We start from the raw sequence: 13,814 nt of genomic DNA, 5'->3' as shown, positions 1-13,814 counted from the left end.
GTGTTTGGGTCTGCTGAAGTCGATGATGACGTCATAGCCTTCCCAAGCCCACGGACTGACCCAAGGCGTTACGCCTGGCTCTTCACACACCCAGCCATCAAGAAGATTGTTGTCGGCGTCGTGAAGCAAATGTTTCAGGTGATACCAGGTGCGAGCTTTGCGCGTCGGGCTCGCGGGCACCTGGATTTTTCGGTCCGCCGGCAGATCATCGAGCAGCTTTTTGGGGACCAGCAAATCGGCAGCACTGCGCGGGCTGGAAGTACTCGACGCCTGCAATTGCGCAGCGGTGATATTTACTTCGGGCGGCACCACGGGTGTGCCCTTGTCGAGCTTCAGCCAGGTTCTGTCTTTTTCCGGCAGGCGCTGGGCCCAAACCCGACTGGCGTCGATGAACGCCTCGACGTCATCACCACTGAACGTTTCCAGATGCAGCTTCTCTCCCGGCTGATTCGCGCCGCCGTCCTGATACTGGCCGAGGTGGCCGATCAATTCTCCAGCCTTGATCGCGACGGGCTGGTCAAGCACCACTACCTGATTTATCGCTACCGGCTCAATGGCACCTTCCAGCGAGTCAAAATGCACATACTGGTTGATGCGCTCGAGCTTGCGAAACTCGCCTTCGCCACTGACCGTGACTTCCGATTCAACCGGTAAATCGAACATTACGTTATCGGCAATCACCGGTTCGGCCCGGACGTTGACTGTCGTCTTCGACGAACTGATGCGGGTTTCTTTGCGGTCTGGGTGTTTGAGCACCTGAGTAGAGAGATAACCCTTGATCGAGCCATCGGGGTTGAGCAGTTTGGCCGGTCCCAGACTGCTCTCCAACTTGCGAAATTGTCCGGTGCCACTAATGGTCACCTCGGCGCCTCGCGGCAGAACATCGATTACCTGGCCATTCAACTTATTGCGCACGTTCAGGCCACGCTGTTCAGGCCGGCCGGGAAAGACGTCATACGCCGTCTGCTTGACGCGAAAGGTCGGACGCTCGGGCCAGAATCTCGGGCGAGCGAGGGTGGAATCCAGCTGGTACTTCGCCCAATCCTGCAGATGCATGTACAGGCTATAAAAAATCAGGCTCGGTGGAGTGTCCTGGCTGCCTTCGATCTTCGGCGGTTGAAGGTGATGGCGAACCAACACGAAGTTGCGCAAAAAGGGTTTCTCGACCGTTCGATCATTGGCGAAGTAAGCGGTTTTCGGCGAATCCGTATCGATGCGGTAGGCCACCACTTCGCCGTCGGCCAGGCAATGCACGCTGGATTGCTTCAGGGTGCCGGCGGTGCCGCTGTCGAAATGCACGCCGCCATGAAACAGCCCGCTGCGGCCTAGCGGGTAGTAACCGGCAGCGGCATTGGCCATGTGAGTCAACTGCACCAGCGGATCGCGTTTGTCATTGAACGGATGGCACCAGTTTTTCAGAGGGAGCAGTGTGGAGTTATCCGCTTCCGGGGTCGCCGGGACTGGCCGGGTATCGGGTGGTGGCGAGATCGGGGAACTCGGCCCATCCCATCGCGAGTCCCCGCGGTTGCCGTGAAATCCAAAAAATCGGGCAAGCAAACTGGCCATGTTGAGTGTCGCTCCTTGTTCTGGAAAAGATCAGGCAGAGAAATCCGCAAGTTCCGTGGACTTGGCTTTGGGCGTCTGTCAGTTGCGAGGGCACCGGCACTTGCAGCTATTGATGGGCCGCACCGCTGTACGCGAAAGGACGTCGAAGGCGCGGACGTGGAATTTGTGGTGGCTGTGGTCGAAGAAGGTGCGAGGTATGTTGAGCAAGGTTCAGACCTCCCTGGCCTGTTTGAGGTGTACGAGGAGGTTGTAAATCCACCCTCGTTCAAGCGCTCGACAGCTTTCACGAAGGTGATCGGGGCTGGAATAGGACATTTCTGCGGGTGACGTAGGACACGTCCGTATACCGATGCGCCTGAACTGTAAGAGTTTTCCAGGCCTTGTCGGACAACCCACCAAGCTTACTTCTCGAAAGCCACAACGCCTTGCGTCGTTGCCTACGGTTACGCCAGAATCCGCCGGCTTGTGCGCCCTGGGGCCGCTCGGTAACTTGATTCGCATCACTGATGGTCAGTGATCGGGTTTAGTCGCCCGGGCAAGGTTAAAGCGGTCGCATGAGTATCATCAGTCAGGTATCCGCCTGCATTTGATGGTGGCTGTGCGCTTGGCGTCTTCGGACGCGCCGGTTTTTGCTTTCCTTGCCGGTCGACTAACTTGCGCACAGCCGCCACCCCTTCGTTTAGTCGCGAGATGGTGCGGCCCTACTAATAAAGGGAAGTACTTATGATCAAACCAACACCGAATCCGCCGGACGCAGATCCGGCAAAACTTTCAGAAGCCCTCGATTCAAACAATTCCCACGAGCCGTCCGAACGCATACCCTCAGCCGCCGACATACAGGCCACTCCGCGCAAGCTCTGCACCATGTTCATTGTCAATCCGGAACTCGATACCGAAACCCTTTTGGCCCATGCCTGCGAATCGCTGGCTTCGGCCAATGTGATGACCCTGGATCTGGCGGATCGTACGGTGGGGACCAGTCGCAATACGCTGCTAGGTATCGCGCAAGTCATCACGCTGGGCGAACTGGCGGTGAACCGGGCGCTGGATCGAATCGATCCGCCCGAGTAGAAGATCAAAAGATCGCAGCCTGCGGCAGCTCCTACATGGGTCCGGTACAAACGCCATTTTGCGGGTGTACGCAAAACCTGTAGGAGCTGCCGCAGGCTGCGATCCTTTGACCTTTCAGTGCCTGCGCAACCACTCGATAAACAGCGCAAACAGTTCCGACTGCGAACCCACTTCCAACTTCAGGTACAGGTTCTTGCGGTGCATGCGCACGGTTTCCGGTGAGATGCTCATCTGGCTCGCGGTGGATTTCACCGAATGCCCGCGCAACACCATGTGCGCCACTTGCCGCTCGCGTTCGGTCAGCAACTCACAACCGAAGTTCTCGAACGCCGCCTGCACGCGATGCTTGAGATCATCGCGTTTGCCTTGCTCGTTATCGCGCTCAATCCCGGTATTGCGCAGCAGTCCACGCTGACTGAACTCGCTGATGAATTCACGCACCAGCGGTTCCACGGCGCGCAGCAGATTCAACTGTTCGGCGCTCAGGCATTCACCGCCGAAACCCTGATAGAGGCTGACGGAAATCTTCGTGTCATTGCCGGTATCGACGATGTAGTAGCTGTCTTCCGAGCAGCCCGCCTTCAGGTAATAGGATTTGTAGTAGTCACTCTCGAAGAAGTTGTCTGGAGCAATCTCCTCCAGGTGATAGAACCCTTGCGCCAACCCCTGCTCCACCGCCAGGCAGAAGGGATCGAGCAAATAACCCCCGGCAAAATAGCGCTCCAGAATCGAGACCTGATACTCCTGGGCAATCCCGCGCTGATGCAGCAACTGTGGCGCGCGGTCCTTGCGCTCCAGGCTGATCATCATCGACTCAACGGACACCAGTTGCGCCAACGCCGACGCCAGGTGTTGCAGGGCGTCAGGCTCATCGATATGGGCGAATGCCTCGCGCATTCCCCCATGCCATTTGTGCAATGCCCCGAAGGGCATCGCGATCAGCGTATCGTCGTCTGGTTTGCTCATGCCCCGCAGTCTAGCGACTGGACAATCCCTTGGTAACAGCCTGACTGACGAAATCATTGGCCCGCGTACTGTCCGCTCGCTTCAAGCTCGGCGGCCACTTGCAGAATGCATTCGCGCAAGGTCTCGACGATTTCATCGACCTGGGCAAACGTCAGGATCAGCGGTGGCGACATCACGTTGAGGTGCATGATCGGCCGCACCAGCAAGCCCCGGGCCTGGGCCCGCACGTGGATTTTCTCGCCGATGTTGATCTCGTCGGGGAACAGCGCCTTGGTGCGTTTATCGGCGACGAACTCCACGCAGGCCATGAGTTTCTGGCAGCGCACATCCCCCACCAGCGGCAAGTCCCGCAGGGTTGCCAGGCGCTCTTCCAGATAAGCGCCCACCGTATCGACATGGGCCAGCAAGTTCTCCCGCTCGATGATTTCGATGCTCTTCAGCGCCGCGGTGCAGCACACCGGGTGGCCGCTGTAGGTGAAGCCGTGGGTGAAACAGCGGCCCTTGCCCGGCTCGGCGATGACCTTCCAGATGCGCTCGGAAAAGATGCACGCGCCCAGCGGCAGGTAAGCCGAGGTCAGGCCTTTGGCGGTGGTGATGATGTCGGGCTGCACGTCGAACACATCGTAGGAGGCAAAGAACTTGCCCAGTCGCCCGAACGAAGTCACCACTTCGTCGGCGACGAACAGGATGTCGTAGCGCTGGCACACGTCCCACATGCGCTTGAGGTAGCCCTGTGGCGGAATGATCACCCCGCCGGAGCCCATGATCGGTTCGGCAAAGAAACCGGCGACCTTGTCCGCGCCCATCGACAGGATCTTGTCTTCGAACTCCTTGACCAGGAATTCGAGGAACTGCGCCTCGTCCATGCCGTCCGGCGCTCGGTACGGGTTCGGGTTGGAGACGTGGTGGATCAGCGGGTTGGCGTAGTCGAACTCCGGCACACGGTCGGCGGCCTTGTTGCCGATCGACATGGTCAGGGTGGTGGAGCCGTGATAGGCGTTGAACCGGGCGATGACGTGCTTCTTCTCGGGTTTGCCACGGCAGTTCTGGTAGTACTGGATCAGCCGGTACGCAGTGTCCACGGCGGTGGAGCCGCCGGTGGTCAGGAACACATGGTCGAGGTCGCCGGGAGCGAGGCTGGCGAGTTTTTCGCACAGCTGAATCGCCACGTTATTCGACATGTCGGAAAACGGATTGGAATAGGCCAGTTGCCGTACCTGATCGGCGATGGCCTCGGCCATTTCCTCACGGCCCAAGCCAATGTTGGTGCACCACATGCCGCCCACGGCATCAAGAAAGCGGTTGCCCTGGGTGTCATAGATGTAGGCGCCATCGCCAGCGACGATGTTCAGCGAGCCTTGTTCGGCGTGTTCGTCGAACACGTGGTAGCCGTGCATGTGATGGGCCTTGTCGGCCTTGACCAGTCTGGACTCATCCGCCGGCGAAAGTACGGTGCGTGTTGGAGTCGCCATAAATAAACCTCTAACCGAATTGACTAACGATCGAACAAATCAGATGCCGCTTTTCACGGTGCTCCAGACCCGGGTAATCGCCCGCATGTCCTTGGCGTCCTGGGTCTTCTGCGGGAACAGGCGTTCGCGGGTTTGCGCGTCGGGGTAGATCGCCGGGTTGTCGCGCACAGCGGCGTTCAACAACGGTGTGGCCGCGGCGTTACTGTTGGCGTAATTGATGAAGTCGCTCACGTCCGCCATCACCTGCGGTTGCATCAGGTATTCGAGAAACTTGTGGGCATTGGCGACGTGGGGCGCGTCCGCCGGGATGTACAGGTTGTCGAACCAGATCAGCGAGCCTTCCTTGGGGATGAAGTACGCCAGGTCGATCTTCTTCCTGGCTTCCGCCGCACGGGCCATGGCCGTGGCGTAATCGCCGGACCAGGTCATGGCCATGCACACGTCGCCGTTGGGCAGGCTGGTCAGGTAATTGACCGAGTCGAATTTGCGGATGTACGGCCGCACCGACAGCAGCAAATCCTGGGCGGCTTTCAAATCCTCCGGGGCGGCACTGCGCGGATCACGCCCCAGGTACTTCAGGGCCATGGGAATGACTTCGGTCGGGGCATCGAGCAGGGTCACGCCGCAATCGGCGAAGCGCGAGACGATCTTCGGGTCGAAGACCATCGCCAACGAACCGATCGGCGCGTCCGGCATGCGTTCCTTGATCTTGTCGACGTTGTAGGTGACGCCGTTGCTGCCCCAGGTATAAGGCGCCGAGTACGTGGTGCCCGGATCATACCCTTGCAGATCCTCCAGGACTTTCGGGTCCAGGTTGGTCCAGCCCGGCAGCTGTTTCTTGTCCAGCGGCTGGAACACCTTGGCCTTGATCAGCGGTGGTGCCAGGGACGCATTCAACACGATCAGGTCATAACCGGAGTGGCCGGTGAGCAATTTGGCCTGCACCGTTTCGTAGGCATCGAAGGTGTCGTAGATGACTTTGATGCCGGTGGCCTTTTCGAAGTCGGCCACGGTTTTTTCACCGATGTAATCCGCCCAGTTGTACAACCGCAGCGTATGGCTGTCGTCCACCTGAGCGGCGTGGGCATTCAATGTCAGCGGTACAACAAACAGACTGGAAATCACCTTAAGCAGCGTCTTGCCCATAGCAAATGCACCTTATAGCGAGTTCGGCCCTGGATGAGCGGATGCCTTCACTATTGGTGGATTCGCCGGGCACAGCCATACCCCGAATGGGTGTGTGTCGCTTTTTGGCTCACCGGCATGGCAAAAAGCGGCAGTGCAGTTGACCCGTTTTGCCATAGATCCGGGGTTTGTCCGGCGCTTAAAGTGGCCACCTGATCCGAACGACCCTGGGTTTGCGATGACCGACCTGATCAAACACGAGCAACGCGACGGTATGCTGACGCTGACCATCGACCGCCCGGACAAGCTCAACGCACTGAACAACGCCATGTACACGCAGTTGGCCGACCTGCTGCTGGCCGCCGACGAAGACGAGCAGACCGGCGTGATCATCATCACTGGCGGCCCGACCTGCTTCACCAGCGGCAATGACCTGGTGGATTTCCTCCAGCACCCGCCGACTCATCTGGACGCCCCGGCGTTCCACCTGATGAAGGTCGTCACGCGCCTGCAAAAACCGCTGGTCGCGGCAGTCTGCGGGGCGGCCATCGGCATCGGCACCACGTTGTTGCTGCATTGCGATCTGGTGCTGGTCACCCGTAACGCCAAGCTGCGCATGCCGTTCGTCAACATCGGCCTGTGCCCCGAATTTGGCGCCAGCCTGTTGCTGCCACGCCGGCTCGGCCATGCCCGCGCCGCGAGCCTGCTGCTGTTGGGCAACGGCCTGGACGGCAACGAAGCTGTGGCCTGGGGCATTGCCAACGAAGCCTTCGATGACGGCGCACAATGCCTGGCGGCGGCGACAAAAATCGCCCAGCGCTTCCTGGCCATGCCCCAGCAAGCCTTGCGCCAGTCCCGGCAGCTGATGAAACAGGCTTCCCTGGCCGAACTGGAAGCCACCCTGCGCGAAGAAAACACGCTGTTCATCCAGCGCCTGAATACCGACGAGGCGAAAACCGCCTTGAACGCCCTGATCAATCGCAGTACAGACAAGAATCCACCGAAAGGAAACCAGCCATGAACACTCCAGAAATCTACGTCGTCAGCGCCGCCCGTACCGCCATCGGTACGTTCGGTGGTTCGCTCAAGGACGTGCCACTGGCCGATCTCGCGACCACGGCCGTGAAAGCCGCCCTGGAGCGAGCCGCCGTGGACCCGGCGCTCGTTGGCCATCTGGTGATGGGCAACGTGATCCCGACCGAAACCCGCGATGCCTACATCTCCCGCGTCGCGGCGATGAACGCCGGCATCCCGAAGGAAACCCCGGCCTACAACGTCAACCGCCTGTGCGGTTCGGGCCTGCAAGCGATCATCAACGCCGCCCAGACCCTGATGCTCGGCGATGCCGACATCGTCGTCGGCGCCGGTGCCGAATCCATGAGCCGCGGCCCGTACCTGATGCCGGCCGCCCGTTGGGGTTCGCGCATGGGCAACGCCCAGGTCATCGACTACATGCTCGGCATCCTGCATGACCCGTTCCATGGCATCCACATGGGCATCACCGCCGAGAACGTCGCCACGCGCAACGGCATCACCCGCGAAATGCAGGACGCCCTGGCCCTGGAAGACCAGCAACGCGCGGCCCACGCGATTGCCAACGGCTACTTCAGCGAGCAGATCGCGACCGTGGAAATCCAGGATCGCAAAGGCGTCAAACTGTTCAGCGTCGACGAACATCCGCGCGCCACGTCCCTGGAACAGCTGGCAGCGATGAAGCCGGCGTTCAAGAAGGACGGTTCGGTCACCGCCGGCAACGCCTCGGGCCTCAACGACGGTGCAGCGGCACTGGTCATGGCCAGCGGCAACGCGGTCCAGGCCAACAACCTGAAGCCACTTGCCCGCCTGGTCAGCTACGCCCACGCCGGCGTCGAACCTGAGTTCATGGGCCTGGGCCCGATCCCGGCCACGCGCCTGGCGCTCAAGCGCGCCGGCCTGACCGTCGCCGACCTGGACGTGATCGAAGCCAACATCGCCTTCGCCGCCCAGGCCTGCGCCGTCAGCCAGGAACTGGACCTCGACCCGGCCAAGGTCAACCCGAACGGTTCGGGCATCGCCCTGGGCCACCCGGTGGGCGCAACCGGCGCGATCATCGCCACCAAGGCCATCCACGAACTGCACCGCACCGGCGGCCGTTACGCGCTGGTGACCATGTGCATCGGTGGTGGTCAGGGGATTGCTGCGATTTTTGAACGGGTCTAAGCGCCTCCCCGCTCACCGCTCACCGTAGGAGCTGCCGTAGGAGCTGCCGCAGGCTGCGATCTTTTGATTTTCAAGATCAAAAGATCGCAGCCTGCGGCAGCTCCTACTTCGTTTCCTGACGACCGGCACCAAAAACAATTATCACAAAATATTACCATCGTAATATTATTACCGTAATAATAGCTAACTCCGACAGGTAATTCCCATGACCAGCATGCCCACCGTTGAACCTGATCTGGCCTCCCCGGTGAAGCCCGCAAAGCCACCCGCGCTCAAACGCCTGCTGTTGCCAACACTGGGTATCGCAGCGTTGGTACTGGCCGGTGTATATGGCGCGCACTGGTGGACTGCCGGACGCTTCACCAGCCAACCTGTTGCCATGGGTCGAAATCAGCGCGGCACCTTTTCACCCTCGGCAAGAAAAATCTGCGTTGGCAGCTTGAACCCGCGCAGCTTGAGCAGCGCCAGCGGTCCCGCGCCCAGTTCGGTGCGCAGGTGCCAGGTCAGGCCCAGGCCGTCCGGGGCCTTGAGCACCACGCGGTAGTGGCTGTCGCCGTCGTCCAGCGTGGTGACCCGAGCCTGTTCCAGCAGGCGGATCAGGCGCTTCATTGGGGAGTGGCCCTTACCAAGTGCCATAGGGAATCCCGTGCTGGTCCACGTAGGCTTTGTTTTCAGGTTCTATGGGCACGTATTGGCCGTTACTCTTTCCTTTGTAAGGCCCAAGCGGTTCGATCTCGGCCTGAAAGCGTCCAACCTCCTTGAATCCCAGGCACGGCCCGCCCACCCAGACTTTCACGATGCCGCCGGGGGCCAAGCCGAGGGTGATCATCTGTCGATAGTCATCAATCCACTCTTTTGAGCCTTGGCAAAACACCCGCTCTGGCTTGAGCATCTCCTCGCGCACCCACTGCGGGATCCAGATACCGATCTTGTAGGTCTGCGGCTCCACCAGCGATTGCCAGCGCACGAAGATGCGGTCTGGCAGGTCGACGTTGTTTACCGGCATCATTTTCCCCCCTCCTTTGTGCCAGCCCTCCGGGTTACGGGTGTATCCAGCCACGCCCCCAAACACGTGAAAGAACGCCAACCCGCGCTGGTCCAACACATCCACACTCTCGACCCATACTTCCATGAAGCGCGGCGCGGCCAGGCCGACGTACCAGCTGTGGTAGGGCAACTTGGGCGGTGTGGGACCATTGGCGCAGGCACACAGGCTGAACAATAGGCCGACCAGCTGGCTCAGGCGCTTCATTGGGGAGTGGCCCTTACCAAGTGCCATAGGGAATCCCGTGCTGGTCCACGTAGGCTTTGTTTTCAGGTTCTATGGGCACGTATTGGCCGTTGCTCTTTCCTTTGTAAGGCCCAAGCGGCTCGATCTCGGCCTGAAAACGCCCGACTTCCTTGAACCCAAGACATCCCGCACCCACCCAAACTTTGACGATGCCACCGGGCGCCATCCCCAACGTGATTCTGTTGCGATACAGCGTTACATTCTCCTGATCCGCTTTACAGAAAACCCGCTCCGGCCTGACCATCTCATCGCGCACCCACTGCGGGATCCGGATGCCGATCTTGTAGGTCTGCGGCTCCACCAGCGATTGCCAGCGCACGAAGATGCGGTCCGGCAGGTCGACGTTGTTCACTGGCATCATCGACCCTGCCCCTTGGTGCCAGCCTTTTGCTTTGCCGGTGTAACTGGCTACTCCTCCCGACACGTGAAAGAACGCCAACCCGCGCTGGTCCAACACATCCACGCTCTCGACCCACACTTCCATGAAGCGCGGTGCCGCCAGGCCGACGTACCAGCTGTGGTAGGGCAACTTGGGCGGTGTGGGACCATTGGCGCAGGCACACAGGCTGAACAGCAGGCCAACCAGCAAGATCAGACGCTTCATTGCGGATAGCCCTTACCAAGTGCCATAGGGAATCCCGTGCTGGTCCACGTAGGCTTTGTTTTCAGCTTCTATGGGCACGTATTGGCCGTTGCTCTTTCCTTTGTAAGGCCCAAGCGGCTCGATCTCGGCCTGAAAACGCCCGACTTCCCTGTAGCCCAGACACGCTCCACCTAACCAGACCTTGACGATGCCGCCAGGGGCCATGCCCAAATTGATCGTATCTTCGTAGAGCGTCATTTCCTTTTGAGCAGGTTTGCAGAACAACCGCTGTGGCTTGATCATCTCGTCACGCACCCACTGCGGGATCCGGATACCAATCTTGTAGGTCTGCGGCTCCACCAGTGATTGCCAGCGCACGAAGATGCGGTCTGGTAGATCGACGTTGTTCACTGGCATCGTCGACCCCGCCCCTTGGTGCCAGCCTTCCGCTTTGCCTGTGTAACTGACTACTCCTCCCGACACATGGAAAAACGCCAACCCGCGCTGGTCGAGCACATCCACGCTCTCGACCCAGACTTCCATGAAGCGTGGCGCGGCCAGGCCGACGTACCAGCTCTGGTAGGGCAACTTGGGCGGTGTGGGACCACCGGCGCAGGCACACAGGCTGAACAATAGGCCGACCAGCAGGCTCAGGCGCTTCATTGCGGATAGCCCTTTTGCGGCTGATGCGGATGGATCTTGCGTGTGCTGTCGGGTGCCGGTTTGTTGATCATCAAACCTTTGTTGGGCGTCCAGTGGGCGGACTGGTGGATATAACGAGCACGCAGCAAGCGTTCCTGCTCGGGGTCGAGGATGACCTCGGTGCCCGACAGTGCATGCCCAAGGATTTGTGCAGCGATCGGTTGCAAATCCGTGGGTAGTGCCAATCCGGGTTGCGCTTCAAGACTTTTGAAGGGCACACCATGGCGCACACCCAGTTCGCGCATCAGGCGCAGGGCAATCAGCGCCAACTCGCCCCGGACCGGGCGGTCCAGAACAATCGCCAGCAGATAGTCGTCCTGGTTGGACTCCAGCTTGCCCCGGGCGGCCGGGGTGAACGGCCAGGCCTTGGCCTCGATGCTGCCGTCGTCGGCCAGACCACTGGACCGCAAGGCCTGCACTTGAGCCAGGGCCTTGGCCCACTGCGGTGAAGACTGCACCGGCTGGTTACGGCGCAGGGTGATACGACCGGGCGGGGTCAACCACAGCCGCTCCCGGGCACGCGGTAAATAACCGCCGCCGATGTCCGAATGCACCCCGGGCAAACTGATTTGCCGATGGTCGTGCAGTACCCCGTTGAGGGAAAAGTTAAGCCGGCACTCATCGCGGGCCTGCAGCTGGACGATCTGACGCGCACAACCGGGCGGCAGGTACAGGTTCACGCCCGGGTTGTGATCATCGGACACGTTCAGGTCCATGCCAGCGATGGCGGCCACGGTGTCGAACAGGCCAATCAGGTTGAGGCTGATATCGACCGCCGGATCAAAGCTGTAGAGCAGGCCGAAACGGCCTCCCTGCAGCAGTTCACCGAACACACCGCGACTCGGTTTGAGCAGTTCATTAGCACAGTGGCGTGCGGCGGCGGCTCCACGACTAAAGCCGAAGATATCGAACTCAATATTACGAACAGAGGTACCGGGGTTAGCCGTAACGAAGTCGAGCAGAGCCTTCTCTATCGCAGCGGGCGCCTGCTGGACCCGCGCCACTACCCCGGTTTCCCCCAGCCCTAAGCCTTGGCCGAACAGCGAGTCGTCCCCTCCGCTGCGGGTACCGATGCCCTCCAGATAGACTTTTAAATAACCAATCTCTGCCTCCGGCGTTACCGGTGTCGCCGTATTGTCCGGATACAGATCATACAAATGCACCACATTACTCGGCGCATTCCCATAACTGTTATCCGGCGTACGACCAAAACCACTGCCATCAAACTCGTCAAACCCATACTGGTTGCACAACTGAATGATGGATGCAAGATCGCTTTCATCGAACAGTTGCAGATCCTCGCGTCGGCATTGTTCGGTGAGGGCCGCGTTGGCCTGGTTGTTACCGGTGCCATCAAAAAACAACCCGATGCGCAGGGTGATGCCTTCGAGTTCTTCCTCTTCCTCCTCTTCGTCCATGTCGTAGATCAGCGAGAGTTCCTCCGGAGCGGCGGTGTACACCCGCTGGGTGAAACCCTGGCTGTCGGTGGTGCCTTTCCACACGTTGCCGCTGGCACTGGAGATCTTGTACGGGACGCCGGCCAGGACTTGCTCGCCATCGTTGGCAAAAATCTGGTACTGCTGATCGAACGCCAGCGGCGGATCAATCACCGCCGGCAGCGGCGGCAAGCGCGCCGCCTGCGTGACCTTGGTCGGGACGTACTCCAGAAACGCCGCCTTGATGTTGTGATCGCCCGCCGTGCCCGACTCGATGCCACACGTCTCCAGGCGCAGGTAGCTGCCCCCGCCGTTGAGGACGATTTTCTTCTTCGCGGTGATGTGGATTTCGTCTTCGGTGCTGGTGATGTCCAGCCCATGCCGAGCGATCAGCTCCAGGCGATCGTTTTGCGCCTGCACCCTCACCGGGCCCTGATTGGCGATCAGCTTGAGGCCGAGCTTGCGCACGAACAGGCTCAGGCCCTGGCCCACGCCGATGAACAGGCGCTTGACCACACTGAGGTCGGCTTGGCCGCCGGCGTTGAGCATCAGGTTGTCCTGCGCGGCCAGTTGCAGGTGCTGGCCGCTGGTCAGGGCGATGCCTTGGGGCGCGCTGAGCAGCAGCACCGAGGCTTTCAGTTCATCGAGTTGTTGGCGCATCAGCGCCAGTTGCGCGGACACATCCGCGGGGTCGGCGTGGGCGGTTTGGGCGTCCGTGGACAGCTGTTGCAGTTGTTCGCCGGCCTGTCGCAGGCGCTCGATCGCCGGGCCCATTTCCAGCACCTGGCCCTGGGCTTTGCTCTGTTCATCGGCACTGATAAACAGCCCGTTGCCCGCGCGAATCGCCCCCCAGGCATCGGTGCGCAACTCAAAGCCTTCCCCACGTTTGGCCTTCTGCGCATCCACCACATGCCCGAGGTTGAGCTGGCTCTTGCCACTGTGTTCGGTGCTGAGCTTGATGTGCTCCTGCCCGCGGGTATCGTCCAGGCGCAGCTTGTTGTTGGCCGGGGTGCGCAGCACGTTGCGCTTTTCGTTGTACATCGTGACGGGGTCGGGGTGCTGGCTGTCGTGCAGGGCGTGGGCGATGTAGGGGCGGTCGGGGTCGCCCTGTTCGAAGGCCACCGCCACTTCGGTGCCGGCGATCAGCGGCAGGTGCAGGCCGTGGGTGTCGCCGGCGTACGCCCGGGCCAGGCGCAGCCAGGTGCTTTCGCGACCGGCGTCCCAGGTGTCGCGGTCGAACAGGAACTGCACCCGGTAGCGGCCCTCGGCGTCGGTATCGGCGTAGGGGTTGTGGGCCTGTGCGCTGGTCACCCGGGCCGGCACGGTGCCGGCGATCAAGGGTTTGGGCGGCACCTCGGGGCGAAAGCACACCGTCTGCGCATAGGGGATGGCCTGGAAGCTGC

General features: G+C 60.6%; 9 protein-coding genes and 4 pseudogenes. 4 read left to right on the top strand and 9 right to left on the bottom strand.

Annotation, left to right across the window (positions count from 1 at the left end):
- Nucleotides 1–1,566, bottom strand: a pseudogene (locus tag AC1D19_RS30080) (hypothetical protein); the annotation flags it as partial.
- Nucleotides 1,567–2,289: 723 nt separating this feature from the next.
- Between AC1D19_RS30080 and AC1D19_RS30075 the strand changes: the two are divergent.
- Nucleotides 2,290–2,637: a DUF6124 family protein gene (locus AC1D19_RS30075; protein ID WP_477765543.1), complete on the top strand. Its 348-nt coding sequence runs from the start codon at nt 2,290–2,292 to the stop codon at nt 2,635–2,637.
- Between the two features lie 114 nt (nt 2,638–2,751).
- Here the strand turns inward: AC1D19_RS30075 and AC1D19_RS30070 are convergent, their stop codons facing one another.
- From AC1D19_RS30070 to AC1D19_RS30060, 3 genes are read right to left on the bottom strand one after another with little or no spacing between them, the layout of a single operon-like run.
- Complete coding sequence (locus AC1D19_RS30070) at nt 2,752–3,660, bottom strand: helix-turn-helix domain-containing protein (protein WP_477765542.1); 909 nt, start codon at nt 3,658–3,660, stop codon at nt 2,752–2,754.
- Complete coding sequence (locus AC1D19_RS30065; protein WP_477765541.1) at nt 3,657–5,075, bottom strand: aminotransferase; 1,419 nt, start codon at nt 5,073–5,075, stop codon at nt 3,657–3,659. The genes AC1D19_RS30070 and AC1D19_RS30065 overlap by 4 nt, the downstream gene beginning before the upstream one ends.
- Before the next feature lie 39 nt (nt 5,076–5,114).
- Complete coding sequence (locus tag AC1D19_RS30060; RefSeq protein WP_477765540.1) at nt 5,115–6,221, bottom strand: polyamine ABC transporter substrate-binding protein; 1,107 nt, start codon at nt 6,219–6,221, stop codon at nt 5,115–5,117.
- Between the two features lie 217 nt (nt 6,222–6,438).
- On the opposite strand from AC1D19_RS30060, the gene AC1D19_RS30055 reads away from it, so the two are divergent.
- From AC1D19_RS30055 to AC1D19_RS30045, 3 genes and pseudogenes are all read left to right on the top strand, one after another.
- Nucleotides 6,439–7,221 (top strand): enoyl-CoA hydratase-related protein, encoded by a 783-nt coding sequence (locus tag AC1D19_RS30055; protein WP_477765539.1) that lies wholly within the window; start codon nt 6,439–6,441, stop codon nt 7,219–7,221.
- Nucleotides 7,218–8,399, top strand: a complete 1,182-nt coding sequence (locus AC1D19_RS30050; protein WP_477765538.1) for an acetyl-CoA C-acyltransferase family protein — start codon at nt 7,218–7,220, stop codon at nt 8,397–8,399. The genes AC1D19_RS30055 and AC1D19_RS30050 overlap by 4 nt, the downstream gene beginning before the upstream one ends.
- Nucleotides 8,400–8,604: 205 nt before the next feature.
- Nucleotides 8,605–8,769: pseudogene (locus AC1D19_RS30045) on the top strand (HlyD family secretion protein); the annotation flags it as partial.
- 20 nt (nt 8,770–8,789) lie between these two features.
- On the opposite strand, the pseudogene AC1D19_RS30040 reads toward AC1D19_RS30045, so the two are convergent.
- The 5 genes and pseudogenes from AC1D19_RS30040 to AC1D19_RS30020 all read right to left on the bottom strand — a co-directional run.
- Nucleotides 8,790–9,002, bottom strand: a pseudogene (locus AC1D19_RS30040) (type VI secretion IcmF C-terminal domain-containing protein); the annotation flags it as partial.
- Between the two features lie 19 nt (nt 9,003–9,021).
- A complete protein-coding gene (locus tag AC1D19_RS30035; RefSeq protein ID WP_477765537.1) occupies nt 9,022–9,678 on the bottom strand; it encodes a DUF2931 family protein in 657 nt (218 codons plus the stop codon).
- A complete protein-coding gene (locus AC1D19_RS30030) occupies nt 9,665–10,294 on the bottom strand; it encodes a DUF2931 family protein (protein WP_477765536.1) in 630 nt (209 codons plus the stop codon). The genes AC1D19_RS30035 and AC1D19_RS30030 overlap by 14 nt, the downstream gene beginning before the upstream one ends.
- 12 nt (nt 10,295–10,306) lie before the next feature.
- Nucleotides 10,307–10,936 carry a DUF2931 family protein gene (locus AC1D19_RS30025; RefSeq protein ID WP_477765535.1) on the bottom strand — a complete coding sequence of 210 codons (630 nt, stop codon included), beginning with the start codon at nt 10,934–10,936 and terminating at the stop codon, nt 10,307–10,309.
- Between the two features lie 1,697 nt (nt 10,937–12,633).
- Nucleotides 12,634–13,814 (bottom strand): annotated as a pseudogene (locus tag AC1D19_RS30020) (DUF2345 domain-containing protein); the annotation flags it as partial.

The sequence above is a fragment of the Pseudomonas sp. P1_C12 genome, assembly GCF_056406435.1.
The sequence above is the reverse complement of the archived record's forward strand: the minus strand, read 5'-3'. Positions and strand labels throughout refer to the sequence as shown.